Source organism: Paenibacillus sp. sgz302115 (assembly GCF_056120445.1).
In genome coordinates, this window is record NZ_JBVYOK010000001.1 from 20,799 (window position 1) to 41,569 (window position 20,771).

A 20,771-nucleotide genomic window follows, 5' to 3' on the forward strand; every position below is an offset into this window, starting at 1 on the left:
CATGGCAATTAAATTAATCAACATCGGCTTTGGAAATATCGTATCGGCGAACCGCATTATTTCCATTGTCAGCCCGGAATCTGCACCAATCAAACGCATCATCCAGGAAGCCAGAGACCGGCATATGCTGATCGACGCCACGTATGGCCGCCGGACGCGGGCTGTTATCATTACAGACAGCGATCATGTTATTCTCTCGGCGGTTCAGCCGGAGACCGTGGCGCACCGCTTGTCCAGCAAAGATGACGATAATGACGAATAACAACAAATGGAGTGTACTATGTCAAAAGGATTGCTGATCATTTTGTCCGGCCCTTCCGGTGTCGGTAAGGGTACCGTGTGTACCGCGCTGCGGCCGAAGATGCCCGAGCTTGTCTATTCCGTATCCGCAACTACACGCTTGCCGCGCGAAGGCGAGGAGAACGGAGTTAACTATTTTTTCAAAACGAAAGAGCAGTTCGAGGCGATGATTGAAGCTGACCAGCTGCTTGAATTTGCGGAGTACGTAGGCAATTATTACGGGACTCCGCGTGACTTTGTAGAGAGAACACTCGAGAGTGGAAAAGATATTATCTTAGAGATCGAGGTTCAGGGAGCACTCAAGGTCAAGGAGAAATTCCCTGAGGGCATCTTTGTGTTCCTTCTTCCGCCTTCCATGGATGAATTGAAGGACCGCATCCGCGGGCGCGGCACGGAGCATCCTGATGTCATTAGCCACCGTATGTCCGTGGCAGAGGATGAGATCGGCCTGATCCGGCATTACGACTATGCAGTAGTGAACGATGAGATTGATCTGGCCTGCAAGCGAATAGAAAGCATCATTATCGCCGAACATTGTAAGGTGAGATGACAGGCGCAACAGTTATAAGATCATAGTTACAGTAAAAGATGAAGAGGTGTCTTACATGCTATATCCTTCTATTGATGAAATGGTAAACAAAGTAGACAGCAAGTATTCGCTGGTTGTCGCTTCCGCCCGCCGGGCAAGATCGCTCCGTGAAGGCGGCAAGACTGAGATCAAAGCGCCGAAATCGCACAAATACGTGGGTGTTGCTCTGGAAGAAATCTATGAAGACCGTATTGTTGTAACACGCGGCGAAGAGTAGTTCCGAATTTCCTGCTAAGCCCTGTACAAGCGGACATCGCCTTTGAACAGGGTCGCTTGCAGAAACGATGTCGTCCTCAGAGAGGCTGATATCGTTTCTGCTTGGCTTAGTAGATCAAATCGTACAAATTCAGCTCGAGAATAGCCCGAACCGGGCTGTACCTGACAACCGGAAGGTTGTTATTTTTTTCTCAAAATATAGGGTGAGGAACAGGGGGGAACCATGTTGAAGAGCTTACAGGGCAAAACGATTATACTGGGAATTACCGGGGGAATCGCTGCTTACAAGGGAGCGGCTTTGACCAGCAAGCTGACGCAAAAAGGGGCCGAGGTTCATGTCATTATGACGGCATCGGCCAAGCAGTTCATTACCGAGCTGACACTGCAGTCTTTGTCCAAGCAGCGCGTCTATAGCGATACCTTTCAGGAGCGCGATCCGTCCTCAATTTCACATATTGATCTGGCCGATGCTGCCGACCTTGTGCTTGTTGCACCGGCTACAGCCAACATTATCGCTAAAATGGCGCATGGTCTGGCTGATGACATGTTATCTACCACTCTGCTTGCGACAACCGCTCCTGTGATGGTGGCGCCGGCAATGAATGTCCATATGTATCAGCATCCGGCGGTGCTCGCCAATATTAACACTTTGCACAGCCGTGGAGTGAAGTTCATTGAGCCGGGCGAAGGCCTGCTCGCCTGCGGGTATGTCGGAAAAGGACGCCTGGAGGAACCGGAAGCGATTGTTAGCGTGGTGGAAAATTATTTTGCAGCTCAGGCTAACGCCGCCGCAGGAGCTCTTGCCGGTAAAAAAGTCATTATCACCGCAGGGGGAACAATCGAGCGCATTGATCCGGTACGGTACATATCTAACGACTCCTCCGGCAAAATGGGCTTTGCCCTGTCCCGCGCAGCACGCGCAATGGGAGCCGATGTTACCTTGATCGCAGCGCGTACAGATGAAGCGCCGCCGCAGGAACCGGGAATTCACGTTGTCCGGGTAGAATCAGCACAGGATATGTATGAGGCGGTAATAAGCCGCTGGGATGACTGTGACATTCTGGTTAAGGCTGCCGCTGTGGCGGACTACCGGCCTAGAGAAAGTGCGGAATCCAAGATTAAGAAGAGTGGCGATACGCTGACGCTTGAACTGGTGAAGACGACTGACATTCTCGAAAGCCTGGGGAAAATCAAGGATAAGCAGTACCTGATCGGTTTTGCCGCCGAAACGGGAAATGCCGAATTTTATGCCAAGGACAAGCTGGTCCGCAAAAATCTGGATCTGATTGTAGCCAACGATGTCTCCACGGAAGGCGCCGGGTTCGGGACGGATACCAATATCGTGTCCATCTATGATGCGGGCGGATTAGTGCTGGATCTGCCGCTCGTATCCAAAGATGAAGTGGCGCGCCAGTTGCTGCTGCTTGCGGCTGAGCGCATTGCGGGAGCCGCATTATAATGGAAATAGCCAAGGTCATTGTCGATGTTCCTGTTCGCAGCACCGACCGGCCGTTTGATTATTTGATTCCTGACGCTCTCCTGCTGTGGGTTGAAGTGGGGAGCAGGGTAGCCGTGCCGTTTGGACATCGGACGGTGCAGGGATTTGTTGTTTCGGTAGAATCGGGGGTAAGCGGTGCAAATTCCGGCTTGAAGCCGATTCAAGAGGTGCTGGATCTGCTTCCGCCCCTCTCTCCCGAGCTTGTGGAGCTGGGAGACTGGATGAGTCAAAGATATGCCTGCAGGCGGATATCTGCCCTCCAGGCCATGCTTCCAACAGCCCTGAAGGGCAAAGCCGAGCGGTTGATTATACTCGGCGATGCGGCGGAAGAGGATGGCGGCCCGATGGATGAGCTGTTTCCAATGTTCCTGGAGACAGACCAGGAGGAACGCAGGATTACCGAATTTGTCGGGCGAAACGGCGAGGTTTCAATGAAGCAGTTGACCCGGGCCTTTCCGCAAGCGGCTGAGACGGTGAAGTTCATGCTCCGGCGGGGCGTGCTTGCCGAGAGCCAGTCGATCAAGGATAAGATGGGCAAAAAAAAGCTGAAGGCGGTTGATTTGGCAATCGGCCTCGCCGCTGCCCGTGAATCGCTTGCCAGCTTCCCGGCACGCTCTGCACGGCAGAAGGAAGTGCTCTCTTTCCTGATCGACATGGAAAGAACACTGCCGATGCCGCTCAAGGATGTGCTGTCGGTACTGCAGGTTACTGCGGGAACCGTGAAGGCGCTGGAGGACAAGGGCTTCATTGAAATTAGTGAAATTGAGGTGTACCGCGATCCTTACCAGGGCCGTGATTTCAAGCCTAGCACGCCTTTGCCGCTTACAGCAGAGCAGGAAGCTGTATATACGCGAATCGCTTCTACCGTTGAAGAGCAGCGGCATGAGGTTTTTCTGCTGCATGGGGTTACAGGGAGCGGGAAAACAGAAATTTACCTGCAGTGCATTCAGCGCTGTGTGGATCAGGGACGACAGGCGGTAGTGCTTGTTCCTGAAATTGCCCTTACTCCGCAGATGGTGGAGCGGTTCAAGGGCCGGTTCGGCAGCGGGGTAGCGGTGATGCACAGCCGCCTGTCAGTCGGCGAACGTTATGACGAATGGCGCAAAATCCGCGAAGGCAAGGCGAATGTAGCTGTGGGGGCCCGTTCGGCGGTGTTTGCCCCGTTTGTCAATCTGGGCCTGATCATTATGGATGAAGAACATGAGTCCTCCTATAAGCAGGAGGAGAATCCTAAATACCATGCGCGTGATGTTGCTGTACGCAGGGCTGAGCAATGCGGGGCTGCGGTGATTCTTGGCTCCGCCACGCCGTCCCTGGAGAGCTATCATGCCGCCAGGGCGCAGAGCGACATTCATTTCTCGCCTGTCCTTCTGGAAATGCCCAGCCGGGCGCTGGGCAATGAATTGCCTAAGGTGCATGTGACCGATATGCGCAATGAGCTGAAGGAAGGCAACCGTTCCATGTTCAGCCGCAGGCTGCATGCTGCTCTGGAGAGCAGGCTGGAGCGCGGTGAACAGACCGTGCTGCTGCTGAACCGCAGAGGCTTCTCGACCTTTGTGATGTGCCGCAGCTGCGGTTATGTCGCCGGTTGCCCGGATTGCGATATTTCGCTAACCTATCACAGCCGCAGCGATAATTTGCGCTGTCATTACTGCGGTCATGCCGAGCCTTCGCCCAAGCTGTGTCCGGAATGCGGAAGCGAGCATATCCGCTTCTTCGGCACAGGAACGCAGCGGGTTGAAGAAGAGCTGGGCAAGCTGTTTCCCGGCATCCGGGTAATCCGGATGGATGTGGACACAACAACGGAGAAGGGCTCGCATGAGAAGCTGCTGGGCCAGTTCAGGGACAAGAAGGCCGATGTGCTGCTGGGCACGCAAATGGTGGCCAAAGGACTCGACTTTCCCGACGTTACCCTTGTCGGTGTCATTACTGCGGATTCTGCGCTCAATCTGCCGGATTTCCGCGCAGCCGAGAAGACGTTCCAATTGCTCACCCAGGTTGCGGGGAGAGCGGGACGCCATCAGCTTCCGGGGGAGGTTGTAGTACAATCCTATACGCCGGAGCATTATTCCATCATTCATGCCAGCGGGCATGATTATCATTCCTTTGTGCGTGAAGAGCTGAAGCATCGCAGGGAGCTGCACTATCCCCCATATTGCAGGCTGATCCTGGTGACACTGTCCCATGAGCAACTTCCTGTGCTGCTGCGGATGGCTGAGAATTATGCGCTCAATATTCAAGGCAAGGCAAGACAGCTCCGCTGGTACGGCAGTCTGGATAAGCTGTCCGCCGATGCGCTGGATCTGCTGGGTCCGGTGGCTTCCCCGTTGCCCCGGCTTAAGGGCAGATACAGATTCCAATGCATCATCAAATGGCGGGGTTCCATTGATGCCATCGGACTGGCCCGGCAGGTCGCGGAGGAGCTTGAGGATTCGGTCCGCGACACTGGGCTGCAGATCAGTCTGGATGTAGACCCGCAAATGTTGATGTAAATGGCGTACGTGTTACAATAAGTTGGGAATTGAGGTCTGAATTATCGGGCTTATGCTGATATACAGCTTTGTTTTACTATAGAAATTTTCAAGGATGGTGTTTATGTAATGGCAATCAGGCTGATCGTGAAAGAACCGGATGAAGTGCTGCATAAGACAGCGAAAACAGTAACCAAGGTTACCCCTAATGTCCAAAAGCTGCTTGATGATATGGCAGATACTATGTATGACGCTGAAGGCGTTGGCCTCGCTGCGCCGCAGGTTGGTATATTGAAACGGCTGATCGTAGTCGATGCCGATGAGGAGCATGGTCTGATCAAGATGATTAATCCGGAGATCATCAGCAAGGAAGGCGAACAGTTCGGCCCGGAAGGCTGCCTGAGTATTCCCGGCCTGAATGGCGATGTGCGCCGCGCGGAGACGGTAACTGTACGCGGTCTTGACCGTGAAGGCCAGGAAATTACAATCACCGGAAGCGGACTGCTGGCCCGGGCTTTTCAGCATGAGATTGATCATCTTAACGGAGTGCTGTTCACGGATATAGCCGAGAAGGTCTATGAGTATACGGCTGAGCGCAGCGAAACTGAGGAGTGATTGATATGAAGATAGTGTTCATGGGTACTCCGGCTTTTGCGGTGCCTTCCCTGCAGATGCTGGTGGATGAAGGCTACGAGGTTGTAGCTGTTGTCACTCAGCCTGACCGTCCGCAGGGGCGGAAGAAGACGTTAACGCCTTCTCCGGTGAAGGAGGCGGCTCTGTCTCTGGGGCTGCTGGTGCTGCAGCCCGAGCGGCTGCGGCGGCCGGAAGCGGTGGCCGAGCTGGCCGCCTATGAGCCGGATCTGATTGTTACGGCGGCTTACGGGCAGATTTTGCCCAAATCGGTGCTGGAACTCCCGCAGAATGGCTGTGTGAACGTGCATGGCTCGCTGCTGCCGAAATATCGCGGCGGCGCTCCGATCCAGCGCTGCATTATCAACGGCGAGAAGGTCACCGGAGTCACGCTGATGTACATGGCGGAAGGTCTGGACACAGGCGACATGATCTCGCGCGTTCAGGTGCCGATTGAGGATGAAGACACCTCGGGAACGTTGTTTGAGAAGCTGAGCCTTGCCGGACGCGAGCTTCTTAAGGCGGAAATGCCGCGCCTCGCTGGCGGTCTTGTGCAGGCTACGCCGCAGAACGACAGTGAAGCCACTTATGCGCCCAATCTCAGCAGAGAAGATGAACGGATTGATTGGAGCGCAGGCTCGCGCAGTATCTACAATCGTATACGCGGGCTGGTGCCCTTCTCCGGTGCGTTTACGCTCTGGAATGGCGAGACGTTCAAGGTGTGGGCTGCGCTTAAGCCTGACGGGAATGGCGGCGGCGGTGCTGCTGCATCCGGTACGGTGCTGGCGGTAAGTGAACGTGGCGTTGAAGTGAAGACAGGGGATGGCAGCCTGCTGCTTACCTCGGTGCAGCCTGCGGGCAAAAAAGCCATGACCGCCGCTGATTTCAGCCGCGGCGGGACGCTGAAGCCCGGGACGGTGCTAGGTTGAGCGCGGGCAATAGCGGCGCAGGCGGGCACGGGCGGCGCGTTCAGCCGTCCGGCGGGAATGCGCGCAAGACTACAGGTGCTGCAGGGAAGAATAGCCGCCCCGGCGGCACACGCACACCGGGAATTGCGACTGCCCGTGAGGTGGCGCTTGATATTCTTGTCCGTGTCGAGCAGGAGGGCGCGTACAGCAATCTTCTGCTGAACAGCAGTCTGCAGAAGTCGGGACTCAGCCGTGAGGACTCGGGGCTGGCTACAGAGCTTGTGTACGGAAGCATCTCGCGGATGATCACGCTTGATTATGTGCTGGAAGGGTTCGTCAGCAAGGGAATAGCCAAGCTGCAGCCCTGGGTGCGCAATCTGCTGCGATTAAGCCTGTATCAGATCATGTATCTGGATCGCATTCCATCGCATGCGGCTGTCAACGAGGCTGTGAATATAGCCAAGAAACGAGGACATCAGGGAATATCCGGAATGGTGAACGGTGTGCTGCGAAGCGTGCTGCGTGCCGGTGATTTGCCGGTGATTCCTGAGAATCTCAGCCGCGAGGAACGCATCTCCATTCTGCATTCACACCCGCTGTGGCTGGTTCAGCGCTGGACAGCCGAATATGGAGCGGATACGGCTGAAGCCATATGCGCAGCCAACAATGAACCGCCTGCGGTCAGCGTTCGTGTGAACACTACTATGATCAGCCGCGACGCGCTGCTTGCGCAAATGCTTGAGGCGGGATTGGATGCTTCCGCCTCGCAGGTAAGCCCGTTTGGCATCGTCGTAAAAGGCGGCGGCAATCTGGCGCTTACTTCTTGGTACCAGGACGGCCTTCTGTCCGTACAGGATGAGAGCTCGATGCTGGTTGCGGAAGCAGTAGCGCCGGAGCCGGGCATGCGTGTGCTTGACTGCTGCGCCGCCCCCGGAGGCAAAAGCGCCCATATGGGCGAGCTGATGAAGGACGAAGGCTACATTTATGCTAACGATCTGCATCCGCACAAAGCGAAGCTGATCGCGGACCAGGCGCAGCGGCTTGGACTGGACTGCATTAGTACAGGCAGCCGTGACGCGCTCCTGCTTGCGGAGGCTCTTGAACCGGAATCCTTTGACCGGATTCTGCTGGATGCTCCCTGCTCCGGCCTCGGCGTTATCCGCCGCAAGCCGGACCTCAAATGGCGCAAGCAGCCTGAGGATATAGCCAGTGTGGCTGATCTGCAGGGCGAGCTGCTGCAATCGGTCTCCGGACTACTGAAGCCCGGAGGCGTGCTGGTCTACAGTACCTGCACCACGGAGCAGGCGGAGAACAGCAGGATTGTTGCTGAATTTTTGAAGAACAATCCCGGTTTTGCATCTGTCACGTTCAGCTCTCCCGTATGGGAGCGTCTCGAAGGCACCGCGCTGGCTGAAGGGGAGGGAATACAGCTTCTCCCGCAGCATTACGGCAGTGACGGGTTCTACATCGCCCGGCTGGAACGGCTCTTGTAATATAGTAAAACGGCAAGGCATTTACAGGTATCCCGCCCGCAGGGTTTTACTTGCGCGGCGGGCTTTTCTTTTACCGTCTCTAATATTTGTGTTAAAATAGGAAGAATGAGAAATAATACGCATATCTTTAAGAAGAAATGACATAGCGTATAGCCAAGAAATTTTATACTTTAAGAAAGAACAGGTGCTGATTTTGATGAAACCTTTAATATATGATTTTTCGCTGGAAGAGTTGCAGCAGTGGGCCAAGGACAACGGAGAGCCAGCTTTTCGCGGCGGGCAGATTTTCGACTGGCTGTATGTAAAACGCGTTAATGATTTTGAGTCCATGAGCAACTTGTCCAAAGCGCTGCGCGCCAAGCTGAATGAGCAGTTCAGAATTACGGCATTGACCGAGATTACCAAGCTGGAGTCCAAGGATGGCACTGTGAAATTCCTGTTCGGTCTGCATGATGATCATGCGATTGAGACAGTTATCATGAAGCACAATTATGGCAACAGCGTCTGCGTAACGACGCAGGTGGGCTGCCGGATTGGCTGCACCTTCTGTGCCTCTACGCTTGGAGGACTTAAGCGTGACTTGACAGCCGGCGAGATTGTAGCTCAGGTTGTCCGCTCCCAGCAGATCCTCGATGCGCGCGGCGAACGCGTCAGCAGCATTGTCATCATGGGGACAGGCGAGCCTTTTGAGAACTATGATGCGACGATGAGATTTCTGCGTCTGATGATCCATGAGAAGGGCCTGAATATCGGCCAGCGGCATATTACAGTCTCCACCAGCGGGATTGTGCCAAGCATCTATAAATTTGCCGATGAAGATACCCAGATCAATCTGGCGATCTCCATTCATGCGCCCAATGATGCGCTGCGCTCCAAGCTGATGCCGGTCAACCGGCGTTATCCTTTTGATGATGTTATCGAGTCTCTGCGTTATTATCAGGCCAAGACCGGCCGGCGCATCACCTTCGAATATGCGCTTATTGGCGGCGTCAATGATCAGAAGGAGCATGCGGAGGAGCTAGCCGGAGTGCTTAAGACCATGCTATGCCACGTCAACCTGATTCCGGTCAATCATGTGCCGGAGCGCAAATATGTACGGACTTCCCGCAATGATATTTTTGAATTTCAGCGTGTTCTGGCCGACCACGGCGTGAATGTAACCATCCGCCGTGAGCAGGGCCATGATATTGCGGCCGCATGCGGACAGCTGCGCGCCAAACACATGGAGTTGGGGTGAGGATATTTGATCAGAACAGTTCATGCCAGCGACATTGGCCGGGTACGTACCGTCAATGAGGATTCGGTCTGGATCGGCGTGACACGCCACGGTTATACCCTCGGCATTATCGCCGATGGAATGGGTGGACATTTGGCTGGCGACACCGCGAGCCGTCTTGCTCTGGAGACAATGAAGAATGCCCTGGACGGGCTCTTGCCTGATCTTCCGGAGGAAAGCTTACGCGAAGCGTTGTCTGCCGCTATTTTGGAAGCTAACAGCACGGTCTACCAAGAGGCTTCAAGTGACGAGAAGTACCATAACATGGGAACAACTGTCGTTGCCGCGCTGCTGAAGGGTCCGGCGGGATATATCGGCCATATCGGAGACAGCAGAGCCTACTTGATTAAGGACGGTGCAGCAATTCAGTTAACCGAGGACCATACGCTGGTCAATGAGCTGTTCAAGAGCGGACAGATCAGCCTTGAGGAGCTTGACAACCATCCGCGCCGCAATGTGCTCACAAGAGCGCTTGGGACGGATGCCGAGGTTGTGGCCGATTTGGCTCCTGTTAACCTGGAACTTGGAGAACTTTTGCTGCTATGCAGCGATGGACTGAGCAATTTCGTCAGCTTGGAGCATTTGGGCAAGGTTGCAGGAATCCTCGAAATACCGTTAGAGGAAAGAGCGGACCGATTACTTCAACTGGCATTGCTTGCCGGTGGCGGCGATAATATCAGCGTCGCTATGTTAGAACATCAAGGAGAGGCCGCAGTGCCCGAAACAAAGGAGTGGGGTAGATGATCGGTCACGAATTGGGCGGCCGTTACCAAGTCATCGAACGGATCGGGGGAGGTGGCATGGCGCTCGTCTATCGGGCACATGACATACTGCTTAACCGGAACGTCGCTATCAAAGTATTGCGTAACCAGTTTGTGCATGATGAGGAGTTCATCCGCCGCTTTCGGCGGGAGGCGCAATCTGCTGCATCATTATCGCATCCGAATGTGGTCAGTATATACGATGTGGGACAAGAAGATGAAATTCATTATATTGTTATGGAATATGTCGAAGGCAAGAATTTGAATGAGATTATAAAAGAGCGGGCTCCGCTGCAGGTTGACGAATCCATCCGCATTGCATCCCAAATCTGTGACGCACTTGATCATGCGCATCAGAATCAGATTATCCACCGCGACATCAAGCCGCATAATATTCTGATTGGCCGCAATGGCAGGGTGAAAGTGACGGACTTCGGGATTGCCCGGGCTGTCACCTCTACAACCATTACCCAGACAGGCTCAGTGGTGGGGTCGGTTCATTATTTCTCGCCGGAACATGCCAAAGGGGTTACTACAGGGGAAAAGTCAGATCTGTATTCTCTAGGTATCGTACTCTATCAGATGCTGACTGGAGTACTTCCTTTTCTGGGCGAAAGCCCGATCAGTGTTGCCTTGAAGCATCTTCAGGAGGAGTTTGAGGAGCCGCGCCTGCTGAATCCGCTGATTCCGCAAAGCGTTGAGAATGTCATATTAAGATCCATGCGTAAAAATCCCGACGAGCGTTACCAGTCGGCCAAAGAAATGCTCCATGATCTGGAGACCTGCCTGCTGCCGGAACGGCGGAGTGAGGCCAAGGCCATGTTCAATGATGATGATGACGAGGATCGAACGCGGATTATTCCGGCAATCAAGCCGCTGCAGCGCGGACTCGGCAGCCGCAGCGGCGGCGGGGGAGATGACAGAGGCTGGCGCGAAGAGGAAGCTGCGTCATCGGGTTCCGGTAAGGCAAAGCGGGGACGCCCAGTGCTGTGGATTAGCCTCACGCTGATTATCCTGCTGGCTATGGGCGGTGTGGTATGGTATGTGAACGCCAAGCTTGCTGTTGACGAAGTGGCGGTACCAAGCCTGACGAGCAAATCTTTTGAGGACGCCAAAGCGGCCCTCACTGAAGTTGGACTTATCGCGGAGGAGCCTCCGCTGCAAGTATACAATCCGAATTTCGAGCCTAACATCGTATGGAAGCAAAGTAAGAATCCTAATACTATGGTCAAAGAAGGCACACATATCACTCTTACTGTAAGCACCGCCAAAGTACTGCCCAAAATGCCCGAGCTTTCTACCAAAAGCTATGATGATGCGGTGAAGATGCTGATTGCGGCGGGGGTGGAGCAAAGCCGGATCAGTCAGGACCAGCGCTTCAGCGAGGATTATCCTGAAGGTCAGGTAATCAGCTCTGAGCCGGCCGCCGGCAGCGATTATGATCCCGAGACGGCGACCATCAAGCTGATTGTCAGCCAGGGGAAAGAGACTACGCCGATACCGGATCTCGTCGGCTCGACCCAGAAAGAGGCCCAAGCCAAGCTGGAGGAAGCAGGACTTGCGCTGGGTGAAATCAAAGAAGAATCCAGCTTCACTGTAGATAAAGGCAAGGTAATAGAGCAATGGCCTTATGAGAAGGGCGATACTGCTTCACCGGGCGAGAAAATTAATATTACGGTAAGCACAGGTTACCCGCCTGAGGCATTGGAGTATACATTCAATGTGCCGGTCACTCCATCAAGCAAGGGCAAGAAGACCAAAATCCGCATTATCTATGCCGATGCGCGCAAGGATGGCGAGAACCAGGAATGGGGAACACGTACGATTGCCAAGAGCCAGATGTTGTCGGTGAACTTGCTGCTCGCCCCTAATAAGGACGGTTCCATCTCCGTCTACCAGGATGGGGAATTCATCGCAACCTATACGATTAAATATGCGGATGCCAAAAACGGTACTGTGCCGCAACCTGAGCTCCCGGCCGATCCTACGCCTGTACCAACACAGGCGCCTACTGATACTCCGGTTACCAGCGAACCGACCATTGAACCGGAGATTTTGCCTCCAAGCACGGATAATGGAGGGAATACAGGGGCGGCGAACCAGACAGGTTTTGTGACAACCAATGCTAAGGACAAGGGAAAAAAGAAAGACAAATAAAAGATAAAAGCGGCAGCCGATCCTGAAGTTACTCAAGAGAAGGCTGCAGCAGCAGAATGACCCGGGTACCTTGCAGGCTTGGGTCATTTGTGCAATATCAGGAGAGGAAGGCTCATTATGTATGCCTGAGGGTATTATTGTCAAAGCATTAAGCGGTTATTACTACGTTAAGCCGCTCCATGAAGGATCAATCGCAGCAGAGGAAGAAGCTGTGCAGTGCCGGGGACGGGGAATACTTAAGAAAAAGGGAATCACGCCACTGGTTGGCGACCGGATTATTTATGTTCTGACCGAGAACGGGGAAGGCATGGTCGATGAAATCCTCCCCCGGGAATCCGAGTTGATCCGTCCGCCGGTTGCCAATGTTAAGCTGGCTGTGCTGCTCTTCTCTGTACGCGAGCCGGACATGAACCTGAATCTGCTGGATAAGTTTCTGGTGCACATTGAGCATTCCGGCCTGAATACGCTGATCGTGCTCACGAAGCAGGACCTGGCCGATGACGAGGGCGAAGCTACTGCGCAGGTCAAAGCACTTTATGAGCGTATTGGGTATGAAGTGCTGGTGACGAGTTCCCTTACGGGCGAGGGCAGCGATGAGCTGCGTAAACGTCTCGCGGGGGGCATCAGCGTCTTCTCGGGCCAATCCGGTGTCGGCAAGTCAACGCTGCTGAACCGTCTTGTCCCCGGCCTTGAGCTGGAGACAGGAGAGATCAGCCTGCGCCTGGGCCGTGGGCGCCATACCACCCGCCACGTGGAACTGATGGACATTGGCGAAGGCGGATTTGTGGCGGATACTCCAGGCTTCAGCCAGTTGGACTTTCTGGAGCTGGGTGTGGAGGAGCTGTCCACCTGCTTCCGGGAATTTGCCCCTTATGCTGAACAATGTAAATTCCGCGGGTGCAGCCACCTGCATGAGCCGGGCTGCCGCGTTATTGAAGCTTTTCAGGCAGGCGACATCGCCAGCAGCCGTTATGAGCATTACAAGCTGTTTTACAATGAAATGAAAGATAAAAAGCGGAGGTACTAACATTATGATTACAATCGCACCATCAATATTGTCAGCCGATTTTGCCGCACTTGGCGCAGAGGTTGCAGAAGCCCAGGCCAGTGGCGGAGACTGGATCCATGTGGACGTCATGGACGGCCATTTTGTGCCGAATATTACTCTTGGACCAGCGATTGTAAAAGCAGTGAAGGGACACACCTCATTGCCGCTGGATGTTCATTTGATGATCGAGAACCCGGAACGTTATATTCCCGAATTTGCAGCCGCAGGAGCCAGCGTGATTACGGTACATGCCGAAGCTTGTGTCCATTTGCACCGTGTGGTGCATCAGATCAAGGAGCTGGGTCTTATGGCAGGTGTAGCAATCAATCCGGGCACTCCGGCGCTGGCTGTGCGCGAGGTGCTGGAGGATGTGGATCTGGTGCTGGTGATGACGGTTAACCCGGGCTTCGGCGGCCAGTCCTTTATTCCTCATACTCTGGGGAAAATCCGCCAAATCCGCGAGTGGGCCCGGGAAGTGAATCATACGGATTTACGCATTGAAGTTGACGGCGGTATCGCTGAGGATACGGCTCCATTGGTTGCAGCGGCAGGCGCCGACGTGCTGGTAGCCGGGAATGCCGTCTTTGGACGCAGTGACCGCGCAGCAGCGATTAAGGGCATTCGGGAAGCGGCAGAGGCGGCGCTCCGTTAATCCTTAACCTGCTTAGACTTAAGGTATAGGCCAAGTTATGAGCGCATAAACATGGTTACATGAGCAGAAATCTCATGTAGCCTTTTTTTGTTCAACAAGGGAGGTCTGCAGTTCGTTACGAAAGGCCGAGAGCCGGGAAAGTCTCCTACCGTACGGCATGAATTGATTGGAGGGTTAAGGATGAAATTTTACACGTTCAAGCTGCCAAAATTTTTGGGAGGTTTTGTTAAGGCGATTTTGAATACTTTTCAGAAAAACTGAGGCTGAATCTGAACAGAAAACATGAAAAAAAGCACCTTACGAATGTAAAGGGTGCTTTTTGCTACATATGAGATATCGCTAGGTCTAGGATAATCCAAGACTAAACGCGTTCAACTTTACCGGCTTTCAAAGCACGGGTGCTGACGTATACGCGTTTCGGTTTGCCGTTCACGAGGATACGGACCTTCTGAACGTTAACTCCCCAAGAACGACGGTTGCGGTTGTTAGCATGGGATACATGGTTACCGCTGCCTGGTTTCTTGCCAGTTACAGAACATTTGCGGGACATAGATTACACCTCCTTGATTACTTACACCTGCATAAAACAATACTTAAATATAATATCACAGCAAAAATTGCTTCGTCAACCGCTTCAAAAACATTTATTTCTTTAGTCTCTTATAGTACAATATAGATTAGTGTATTATGTCCAGTTAATCCGAGAATTGATTAGGCATAAAGTTAGGAAGGGGAATTCTCATTGAGTAAGCGTTCTATAAACGGGACAGATTTTACCGCAATGGTACTCGCCGGAGCGGAAAAGCTGCAGCAGCATGCAGAGCACGTCAATTCCCTTAATGTTTTTCCGGTTCCGGATGGTGATACGGGAACAAACATGAATTTGACGATGACCGCAGGCGCGAACGAATTGAAGAAAAATAATACGGCCTCTGTCGGCCAATGTGCAGGAGTATTGTCCAAGGGTCTCCTGATGGGCGCCCGGGGGAACTCCGGTGTTATTTTGTCACAACTGTTCAGAGGGCTAGGACGGTACGCAGCCCAATACGATGAACTTAATGCGCAGCAGTTCGCAGCAGCGCTGCAGACCGGTGTGGATACGGCCTATAAAGCGGTGGTGAAGCCGGTAGAGGGCACGATTCTTACCGTTGCCAAAGAAGCGGCCAGACATGCCGTCTATTATGCACGCCGCACAACAGATGTAACTGAGCTTATGACTGAAGTCCTGGCCAAAGCCAAAGAAGCCTTAGCCAACACGCCTGAGCTTCTGCCTGTGCTTAAGCAGGTTGGAGTTGTTGACTCCGGCGGTCAGGGTTTGGTGTACATTTATGAGGGCTTTCATCAGTACTTGACGAGTGGTGGCGCAGTAGTAGCGCAGTCTGTTCAGGGACAAGCTCCAGCTCCTGCCGCAGCACCGGCAGTGGTGCTCACTAAGCATGAGAATATATTGTCCTCCGTGCAGTCTTCTGCACAATCCCAACTGTCTACGGAAGATATTGAATTTTTATATGATATGGAATTTTTCATTAACCGGTTGCTTGGCGGCGCCGTGAAAGCGGAATTTGATGAGGAAGTTTTTCGGAAAGCGTTGTCAGTAAATGGCGATTCGATTATTGTCATTTCGGATGATGAGACCATCAAGGTCCATGTCCATTCCAAAACTCCGGGCGAAGTGCTGAATCTGGCGCTGCAGTATGGCGAGATTACCCAGATCCATATTCTGAACATGCGTGAGCAGCATCGTGACCTGCTGACCGCAGGGATGGATATTGCGCCGATGCCGGATGTATTTGCGGATATTCCGAAGGAAGAGAGCAGCGTGCAGTCACCGGCGGTTCCTCCGGCGGATGATATGGCGCTATACGGATTCATTGCGGTCTCTTCCGGGGAAGGGATCTCGGATATTTTCAGAAGCCTTGGCGTAGATGCCATTCTGTCCGGCGGACAGACGATGAATCCCAGTACGGAGGATTTCGTGAACGCGATATCGTCTATTTCCGCGAAGCATGTCTACATTCTGCCTAACAATTCGAACATTGTACTTGCCGCCCAGCAGGCCAAGGAGCTGCTTGAGGGTGAACGTGAGATCACCGTTATTCCAAGCAAGAGCATTCCGCAGGGAATTGCCGCTGCGTTTGCCTTTCAGGAGGAAGATACGGTAGATGCCAATACAAGCAACATGCTTGAGGCCATTTCACAGGTCAAATCGGGGCAAATTACGAATGCGGTCCGCGATACGGTTATCGAGGATCTGGAGATCAAATCCGGCCAGTATATCGGGATTTCGAACTCCAAGATTGTCACCGCTGCGGATGATCTGCTGGCGGCAAGCCAGGCGCTGCTCTCTAATATGCTGGAGAACGGCGATGAGATTGTCACTGTGTTGACCGGGGCGGACTCGGAAGATAAGGTTACGGCATCGCTTGAAAGCTGGCTGGAAGAGACCTATCCGCAGGTTGAAGTTGAGATTCATGAGGGTGGACAACCGCTGTATTATTATCTTTTCTCAGTTGAGCCTTAAGTTGAAAGGTAGGGGAAGAAATTCATGAATCGTACCGTTATCGTCACCGACAGCACTTCTGATATCCCGCCGGCCATGGCGGAAGCGTATGGCATAGAGGTTGTTCCGCTGAACTTGATGTTCGGCGGGGAGACTTTCCGGGATAATGTGGATATGACACCGGAGCAATTCTATGAGCGTCTACCCCGCGCAGCTCAACTGCCGACCACATCTCAGCCATCGCCAGATCAATATATGAACGTTTATAGTGGCATTCTGGAGCGTAACCCGGATAGCACTATTCTGTCTTTTCATATTTCTTCAGGGCTTAGCGGTACTTACCAGTCTGCTGTTCTGGCTAAATCCATGCTGGAAGAGGAGGGGGAGGCAATCACCGTTATAGATTCGCTATCCGCTTCTTACGGGTTCGGATTCATGGTGGTGCAAGCGGCGAGATTGGCTGCGGAAGGCAAAGGCCCTGAGGAAATTTTACAGACAGTAGAGAGTCTGCGCCAGTCGCGCAAGCTGTATTTTCTCGTAGATACGCTGGAATATTTGCAAAAGGGCGGCAGAATCGGGAAAGCCTCAGCTTTTTTGGGTACGCTGCTTAATATTAAGCCGATTCTCTCCATTGATTCGGAAGGAATCATCTATGCGGTCGAGAAGGTGAGAGGCCGCAAGAAGGCAGTAGCCCGCATGATCGAGCTGTTCAAGAAAGATCTGCCGGGTGTGGACAAAATCAATGTGGCCGTGGGTCATACGGCTGAACCGGCTTCCGGCGAAGAGTTCCTTAGGGAGCTAGCCGGGCACTTTACCCTGGAAGAGAAAGTGCTGACTAATGTGGGACCTGTAGTAGGGAGCCATGTCGGCAACGGAACCTTAGCCGTATTTATTTGGCCCGCGTAAATAGGGGATGAACATGCTGCTATCACTCGAATCAATAGAAGTGAAACAAATAAATGGCGTGAGCGCTCAAAAGCAAAGTGAGCTTCACGCCTTTGGCGTCTTTACAGTGAAGGATCTGCTGGAGTATTATCCTTTCCGCTATGAGGATTTTCGGCCCCGCTCGCTTAGCGAGGTCAAGCATGGCGACAAGGCGACCCTGGTTGCCAAGGTCATTGGCATTCCCGTACTGCAACGTTTCGGAGGCAAGTCGCGCCTAAGCTGCAAGATGGTGGCGGAACCGTGGATGTTCACGGCTACGTGGTTCAACCAGCATTATGTGCGGGAGCAACTGACGGTCGGCCGTGAAATTGTGCTTACCGGCAAATGGGATCAGAAGCGGAGCGCCATCACGGTTACAGATTATGAATTTACAGACCGGGGGGAAGGCAAGATCGGCACGCTTCAGCCGGTCTATTCTGTTGGGGGCAAGATCACTCAATCCTGGATTCGTAAAATGATCAATCAGGGACTTAAGCAGTACGGCGAGATGATTCCGGAAATCCTGCCGCACACGATCATGCGGAAATATGACTTCATGTCCCGCAAGCGGGCGATTGCCACAATTCATCAGCCGGAGGATACACGTGAAGGCCAGCAGGGCCGGCGCAGAATGGTGTACGAGGAGCTGTTTCTGTTCCAGCTCAAGGTGCAGGCTTTCCGTGTCCTGAGCCGCGGCAGAATGGACGGTGTAGTGCATACCGTGGACAACGCGACCGTTCGCCAGTTTGTGCGCAGTTTGCCTTTTGAGCTGACAGATGCCCAGAAGCATGTTGAACTGGAAATTCTGCATGATATGCGGGCACAGTATTGCATGAACCGTCTGCTGCAGGGCGATGTAGGCTCCGGCAAAACGGTGCTGGCGGCAATCGCGCTGTATGCCACAGTAAGATCGGGATTTCAGGGGGCGCTGATGGTCCCCACGGAGATTCTGGCCGAGCAGCATATGCGCTCGCTAACGAAGATGTTCGAACCGTTTGGGATTACAGTAGGCCTGCTGACGGGAAGTGTGAGCGGGCGCAAGCGCAAGGATCTGCTGGCCTCGCTGCAAATGGGGATGCTTGATATTGTTGTCGGCACCCATGCCTTGATCCAGGACGACGTATTCTTCCGTGGACTCGGGCTGGTGGTCACCGACGAGCAGCACCGTTTTGGCGTCAACCAGCGCAGCGTGCTGCGCCGCAAGGGCTACAACCCGGATGTGCTGACGATGACCGCGACTCCGATTCCGCGTACACTGGCCATTACCGTCTTCGGTGATATGGATGTATCCACGCTGTCAGAACGCCCCAAAGGGCGGGTTCCGATCACAACTTATTGGGTCAAGCCTGATCTGCTGGAGAGGGTCCTGAAGCTGGTCAGCCGCGAGATTGACCAGGGACGGCAGGCTTATCTGATCTGTCCGCTCATCGAGGAATCGGAGAAGCTGGATGTGCAGAACGCGATTGATCTGCATATTCAGATGTCGCAGGCTTTTCCGAATTACAAGGTAGGTCTGCTGCATGGCAGGATGACTCCGGGGGAAAAGGACGAGGTCATGCGCGCTTTTTACAGCAATGAATTGCAACTGCTCGTATCGACAACCGTTGTTGAAGTTGGTGTCGATGTTCCGAATGCGACGCTAATGATTATTATGGATGCGGACCGCTTCGGCCTCTCCCAGCTGCATCAGCTGCGCGGCCGGGTCGGCCGGGGGCAGTATGCCTCTTACTGTGTGCTTATAGCCGATCCGAAGTCGGAGATCGGGCGGGAGCGGATGACAGCCATGACCGATACGGATGACGGCTTTGAGGTCTCGAGGCGGGACCTGGAGCTGCGCGGACCGGGGGATTTCTTCGGGACGAAGCAGAGCGGACTGCCGGAGTTCCGGCTTGCGGATATGACCGCTGACTTCGAGGTGCTTGAGATGGCCCGTGATGATGCAGCAGAGCTGCTCAAGGATGCGGCGTTCTGGACCTCCCCCGATTATGCGCCGCTGCGGGGTTATCTGCAGAACGAGCAGATTTTCCAGGGAGATTTAATTGATTGAACAGGCACATGCCGCTGCTGCTCCTCATATACTGTGAATGATTGGATATGATTGGAGGTGCTGTGCTTGGGTTATCAGCAATATGGAATCAGTCCGCAGCTTGTGGAACGCATCAAGCTTAAGATGAAGAATCCGGCTGTCAAAGAACGCATTAAGAATATGATTAATGGAATTTCCAAGCAGGAGCTCCAGGACACAGCAGTTGTGCGAAGACTGGTGCGCAATGCTTCGGCAGTTCTGGGTGAGAGGCTGACATCGGTGCAGGAAGACCAAATTGTAAAATTTGTTATCGCGCAAAAAATTGATCCCAGCAACACTTTTCACCTGATCAAGTTATGGGGCATGTTCCGCTGAAAGGAACCACTGCTGAAACGGACAAACCAAAAAAGCGTTCCTGCGGTATCATCGCAGGAACGCTTTTTTGCTGTAGAAGAACGCTAGTCGCGGAAGAGGGCTGTCAGTCTTCGTTTGCCGGCCGCGTGGACAACAATTTGGCTGTCCTTATCACACTCGCGGACAATGGAAGCCACCTCTTCTTCCTCCAATTTGCTCGCGATACAGAACAGAGTGCCCGGCTGGCCTGCCGGATCAGCAGCCTGAATGAGCTTGGCTTCGCGGTCCAGCAAGAGACGCAGTGCCTGGCGGATTTCTTCAGTACGGGTGCTGGTGATCCAGATAGCCCTTGAGCGGGACAGGTCCCTTAAGGAGATGCGCACAGCCTCGAAGGCCAGCAGGTAGGCGATAATCGAATACATCGCCTGATCCCAGCCGAACAGCAGTCCGCCATACAACAGGATGGCGCAGTTTAACAGCATAATAAGAATCTCCGCCGATTTGGGCGGACTGCCGCTGAGCAGGGTATAGCCCATGTCCGCAGCTCCTCTGCTCATGCCGCCGAAGCGGATGGAAATACCGATCCCGAAGCCAAGGCATAACCCGCCTGCGATAGCCGCGCTTAATGGTTCCCCGACTGCGGCAGGGGCATGATGCAGGGCAAGAGAGCCGATGATCAGGCAGATTAACCCAAGCATCACATACAGCGCGAAACGCAGATTGATCTGTCTTCGGGAAATCAGGATAAACGGCAGATTGAACAGGAACAGAAATAAGCCAAGGCGCATTTCCGTAAGATGCGCGAATAAGGCGGACAGACCGGCGGGACCGCCGGGAACAAGCTTATGAGGCATCAGAAACAGTTCCAGTCCGGCAGCGGCAAGCAGGCCTCCGGCAATAACGGCCAGAATACGGAGAGCTTTGCGCCGGCGCGGCTGAGGTATTCCGTTCAGACTTTTTTTCACATG

20 protein-coding genes are annotated in these 20,771 nt (G+C 53.5%); 18 read left to right on the forward strand and 2 right to left on the reverse strand.

Annotation, left to right across the window (positions count from 1 at the left end):
* Position 1: 1 nt before the first annotated feature.
* The 14 genes from remA (at position 2) to spoVM (ending at position 14,260) form a co-directional block, all read left to right on the forward strand.
* Complete coding sequence (gene remA / locus AC0LWN_RS00085) at positions 2-262, forward strand: extracellular matrix/biofilm regulator RemA (protein ID WP_006209218.1); 261 nt, start codon at positions 2-4, stop codon at positions 260-262.
* An 18-nt stretch (positions 263-280) separates the two neighbouring features.
* On the forward strand, positions 281-850 hold the full coding sequence (gene gmk, locus AC0LWN_RS00090; RefSeq protein ID WP_458965819.1) for a guanylate kinase: 570 nt from the start codon (positions 281-283) through the stop codon (positions 848-850).
* A gap of 55 nt (positions 851-905) precedes the next feature.
* Positions 906-1,106, forward strand: coding sequence for a DNA-directed RNA polymerase subunit omega (rpoZ, locus tag AC0LWN_RS00095; RefSeq protein ID WP_019911455.1), 201 nt, complete (start codon positions 906-908; stop codon positions 1,104-1,106).
* A 222-nt stretch (positions 1,107-1,328) separates the two neighbouring features.
* A complete protein-coding gene (coaBC, locus tag AC0LWN_RS00100; protein WP_474662641.1) occupies positions 1,329-2,564 on the forward strand; it encodes a bifunctional phosphopantothenoylcysteine decarboxylase/phosphopantothenate--cysteine ligase CoaBC in 1,236 nt (411 codons plus the stop codon).
* On the forward strand, positions 2,564-5,095 hold the full coding sequence (gene priA, locus AC0LWN_RS00105) for a primosomal protein N' (protein ID WP_474662642.1): 2,532 nt from the start codon (positions 2,564-2,566) through the stop codon (positions 5,093-5,095). The genes coaBC and priA overlap by 1 nt, the downstream gene beginning before the upstream one ends.
* A 108-nt stretch (positions 5,096-5,203) precedes the next feature.
* On the forward strand, positions 5,204-5,689 hold the full coding sequence (def, locus tag AC0LWN_RS00110) for a peptide deformylase (protein WP_474662643.1): 486 nt from the start codon (positions 5,204-5,206) through the stop codon (positions 5,687-5,689).
* Positions 5,690-5,694: 5 nt separating this feature from the next.
* Complete coding sequence (gene fmt, locus AC0LWN_RS00115) at positions 5,695-6,633, forward strand: methionyl-tRNA formyltransferase (protein WP_474662644.1); 939 nt, start codon at positions 5,695-5,697, stop codon at positions 6,631-6,633.
* Positions 6,630-8,105: a 16S rRNA (cytosine(967)-C(5))-methyltransferase RsmB gene (gene rsmB / locus AC0LWN_RS00120; RefSeq protein WP_474662645.1), complete on the forward strand. Its 1,476-nt coding sequence runs from the start codon at positions 6,630-6,632 to the stop codon at positions 8,103-8,105. Before fmt ends, rsmB begins: the two co-directional genes overlap by 4 nt.
* A gap of 196 nt (positions 8,106-8,301) precedes the next feature.
* Positions 8,302-9,342 carry a dual-specificity RNA methyltransferase RlmN gene (gene rlmN, locus AC0LWN_RS00125; RefSeq protein ID WP_474662646.1) on the forward strand — a complete coding sequence of 347 codons (1,041 nt, stop codon included), beginning with the start codon at positions 8,302-8,304 and terminating at the stop codon, positions 9,340-9,342.
* Between the two features lie 6 nt (positions 9,343-9,348).
* Positions 9,349-10,125 carry a Stp1/IreP family PP2C-type Ser/Thr phosphatase gene (locus AC0LWN_RS00130; protein WP_474662647.1) on the forward strand — a complete coding sequence of 259 codons (777 nt, stop codon included), beginning with the start codon at positions 9,349-9,351 and terminating at the stop codon, positions 10,123-10,125.
* Positions 10,122-12,299 carry a Stk1 family PASTA domain-containing Ser/Thr kinase gene (gene pknB / locus AC0LWN_RS00135; protein WP_474662648.1) on the forward strand — a complete coding sequence of 726 codons (2,178 nt, stop codon included), beginning with the start codon at positions 10,122-10,124 and terminating at the stop codon, positions 12,297-12,299. The genes AC0LWN_RS00130 and pknB overlap by 4 nt, the downstream gene beginning before the upstream one ends.
* A gap of 121 nt (positions 12,300-12,420) precedes the next feature.
* Positions 12,421-13,326 carry a ribosome small subunit-dependent GTPase A gene (rsgA, locus tag AC0LWN_RS00140; RefSeq protein WP_458965810.1) on the forward strand — a complete coding sequence of 302 codons (906 nt, stop codon included), beginning with the start codon at positions 12,421-12,423 and terminating at the stop codon, positions 13,324-13,326.
* 4 nt (positions 13,327-13,330) lie between these two features.
* On the forward strand, positions 13,331-13,999 hold the full coding sequence (rpe, locus tag AC0LWN_RS00145; RefSeq protein ID WP_474662649.1) for a ribulose-phosphate 3-epimerase: 669 nt from the start codon (positions 13,331-13,333) through the stop codon (positions 13,997-13,999).
* A gap of 180 nt (positions 14,000-14,179) precedes the next feature.
* On the forward strand, positions 14,180-14,260 hold the full coding sequence (gene spoVM, locus AC0LWN_RS00150) for a stage V sporulation protein SpoVM (protein WP_019424875.1): 81 nt from the start codon (positions 14,180-14,182) through the stop codon (positions 14,258-14,260).
* Positions 14,261-14,360: 100 nt separating this feature from the next.
* Here spoVM and rpmB read toward each other — a convergent pair whose 3' ends face one another.
* Positions 14,361-14,549, reverse strand: coding sequence for a 50S ribosomal protein L28 (gene rpmB, locus AC0LWN_RS00155; protein WP_458965808.1), 189 nt, complete (start codon positions 14,547-14,549; stop codon positions 14,361-14,363).
* 192 nt (positions 14,550-14,741) lie between these two features.
* On the opposite strand from rpmB, the gene AC0LWN_RS00160 reads away from it, so the two are divergent.
* From AC0LWN_RS00160 to AC0LWN_RS00175, 4 genes are all read left to right on the forward strand, one after another.
* Entirely contained in the window at positions 14,742-16,520 is a 1,779-nt protein-coding gene (locus tag AC0LWN_RS00160) for a DAK2 domain-containing protein (protein ID WP_474662650.1), read from the forward strand.
* A 24-nt stretch (positions 16,521-16,544) separates the two neighbouring features.
* The gene (locus AC0LWN_RS00165) at positions 16,545-17,405 is read left to right on the forward strand and encodes a DegV family protein (RefSeq protein WP_474662651.1); all 861 of its coding nucleotides are present in this window, start codon (positions 16,545-16,547) and stop codon (positions 17,403-17,405) included.
* Between the two features lie 13 nt (positions 17,406-17,418).
* On the forward strand, positions 17,419-19,470 hold the full coding sequence (recG, locus tag AC0LWN_RS00170) for an ATP-dependent DNA helicase RecG (RefSeq protein WP_474662652.1): 2,052 nt from the start codon (positions 17,419-17,421) through the stop codon (positions 19,468-19,470).
* 66 nt (positions 19,471-19,536) lie between these two features.
* Complete coding sequence (locus AC0LWN_RS00175) at positions 19,537-19,824, forward strand: stage VI sporulation protein F (RefSeq protein ID WP_458965804.1); 288 nt, start codon at positions 19,537-19,539, stop codon at positions 19,822-19,824.
* A gap of 83 nt (positions 19,825-19,907) precedes the next feature.
* Here AC0LWN_RS00175 and AC0LWN_RS00180 read toward each other — a convergent pair whose 3' ends face one another.
* Positions 19,908-20,768, reverse strand: a complete 861-nt coding sequence (locus AC0LWN_RS00180) for a YitT family protein (RefSeq protein WP_474662653.1) — start codon at positions 20,766-20,768, stop codon at positions 19,908-19,910.
* Between the last annotated feature and the right edge of the window lie 3 nt (positions 20,769-20,771).

Excerpts from the sequence above, each read along its gene's own strand:
- rpmB (WP_458965808.1), bottom strand. The coding sequence starts at position 14,549 with ATGTCCCGCAAATGTTCTGTAACTGGCAAGAAACCAGGCAGCGGTAAC.
- coaBC (WP_474662641.1), top strand. The coding sequence starts at position 1,329 with ATGTTGAAGAGCTTACAGGGCAAAACGATTATACTGGGAATTACCGGG.
- rsgA (WP_458965810.1), top strand. The coding sequence starts at position 12,421 with ATGCCTGAGGGTATTATTGTCAAAGCATTAAGCGGTTATTACTACGTT.
- priA (WP_474662642.1), top strand. The coding sequence starts at position 2,564 with ATGGAAATAGCCAAGGTCATTGTCGATGTTCCTGTTCGCAGCACCGAC.
- recG (WP_474662652.1), top strand. The coding sequence starts at position 17,419 with ATGCTGCTATCACTCGAATCAATAGAAGTGAAACAAATAAATGGCGTG.
- def (WP_474662643.1), top strand. The coding sequence starts at position 5,204 with ATGGCAATCAGGCTGATCGTGAAAGAACCGGATGAAGTGCTGCATAAG.
- remA (WP_006209218.1), top strand. The coding sequence starts at position 2 with ATGGCAATTAAATTAATCAACATCGGCTTTGGAAATATCGTATCGGCG.
- rpoZ (WP_019911455.1), top strand. The coding sequence starts at position 906 with ATGCTATATCCTTCTATTGATGAAATGGTAAACAAAGTAGACAGCAAG.
- fmt (WP_474662644.1), top strand. The coding sequence starts at position 5,695 with ATGAAGATAGTGTTCATGGGTACTCCGGCTTTTGCGGTGCCTTCCCTG.
- pknB (WP_474662648.1), top strand. The coding sequence starts at position 10,122 with ATGATCGGTCACGAATTGGGCGGCCGTTACCAAGTCATCGAACGGATC.
- spoVM (WP_019424875.1), top strand. The coding sequence starts at position 14,180 with ATGAAATTTTACACGTTCAAGCTGCCAAAATTTTTGGGAGGTTTTGTT.
- AC0LWN_RS00165 (WP_474662651.1), top strand. The coding sequence starts at position 16,545 with ATGAATCGTACCGTTATCGTCACCGACAGCACTTCTGATATCCCGCCG.
- rpe (WP_474662649.1), top strand. The coding sequence starts at position 13,331 with ATGATTACAATCGCACCATCAATATTGTCAGCCGATTTTGCCGCACTT.
- gmk (WP_458965819.1), top strand. The coding sequence starts at position 281 with ATGTCAAAAGGATTGCTGATCATTTTGTCCGGCCCTTCCGGTGTCGGT.
- rlmN (WP_474662646.1), top strand. The coding sequence starts at position 8,302 with ATGAAACCTTTAATATATGATTTTTCGCTGGAAGAGTTGCAGCAGTGG.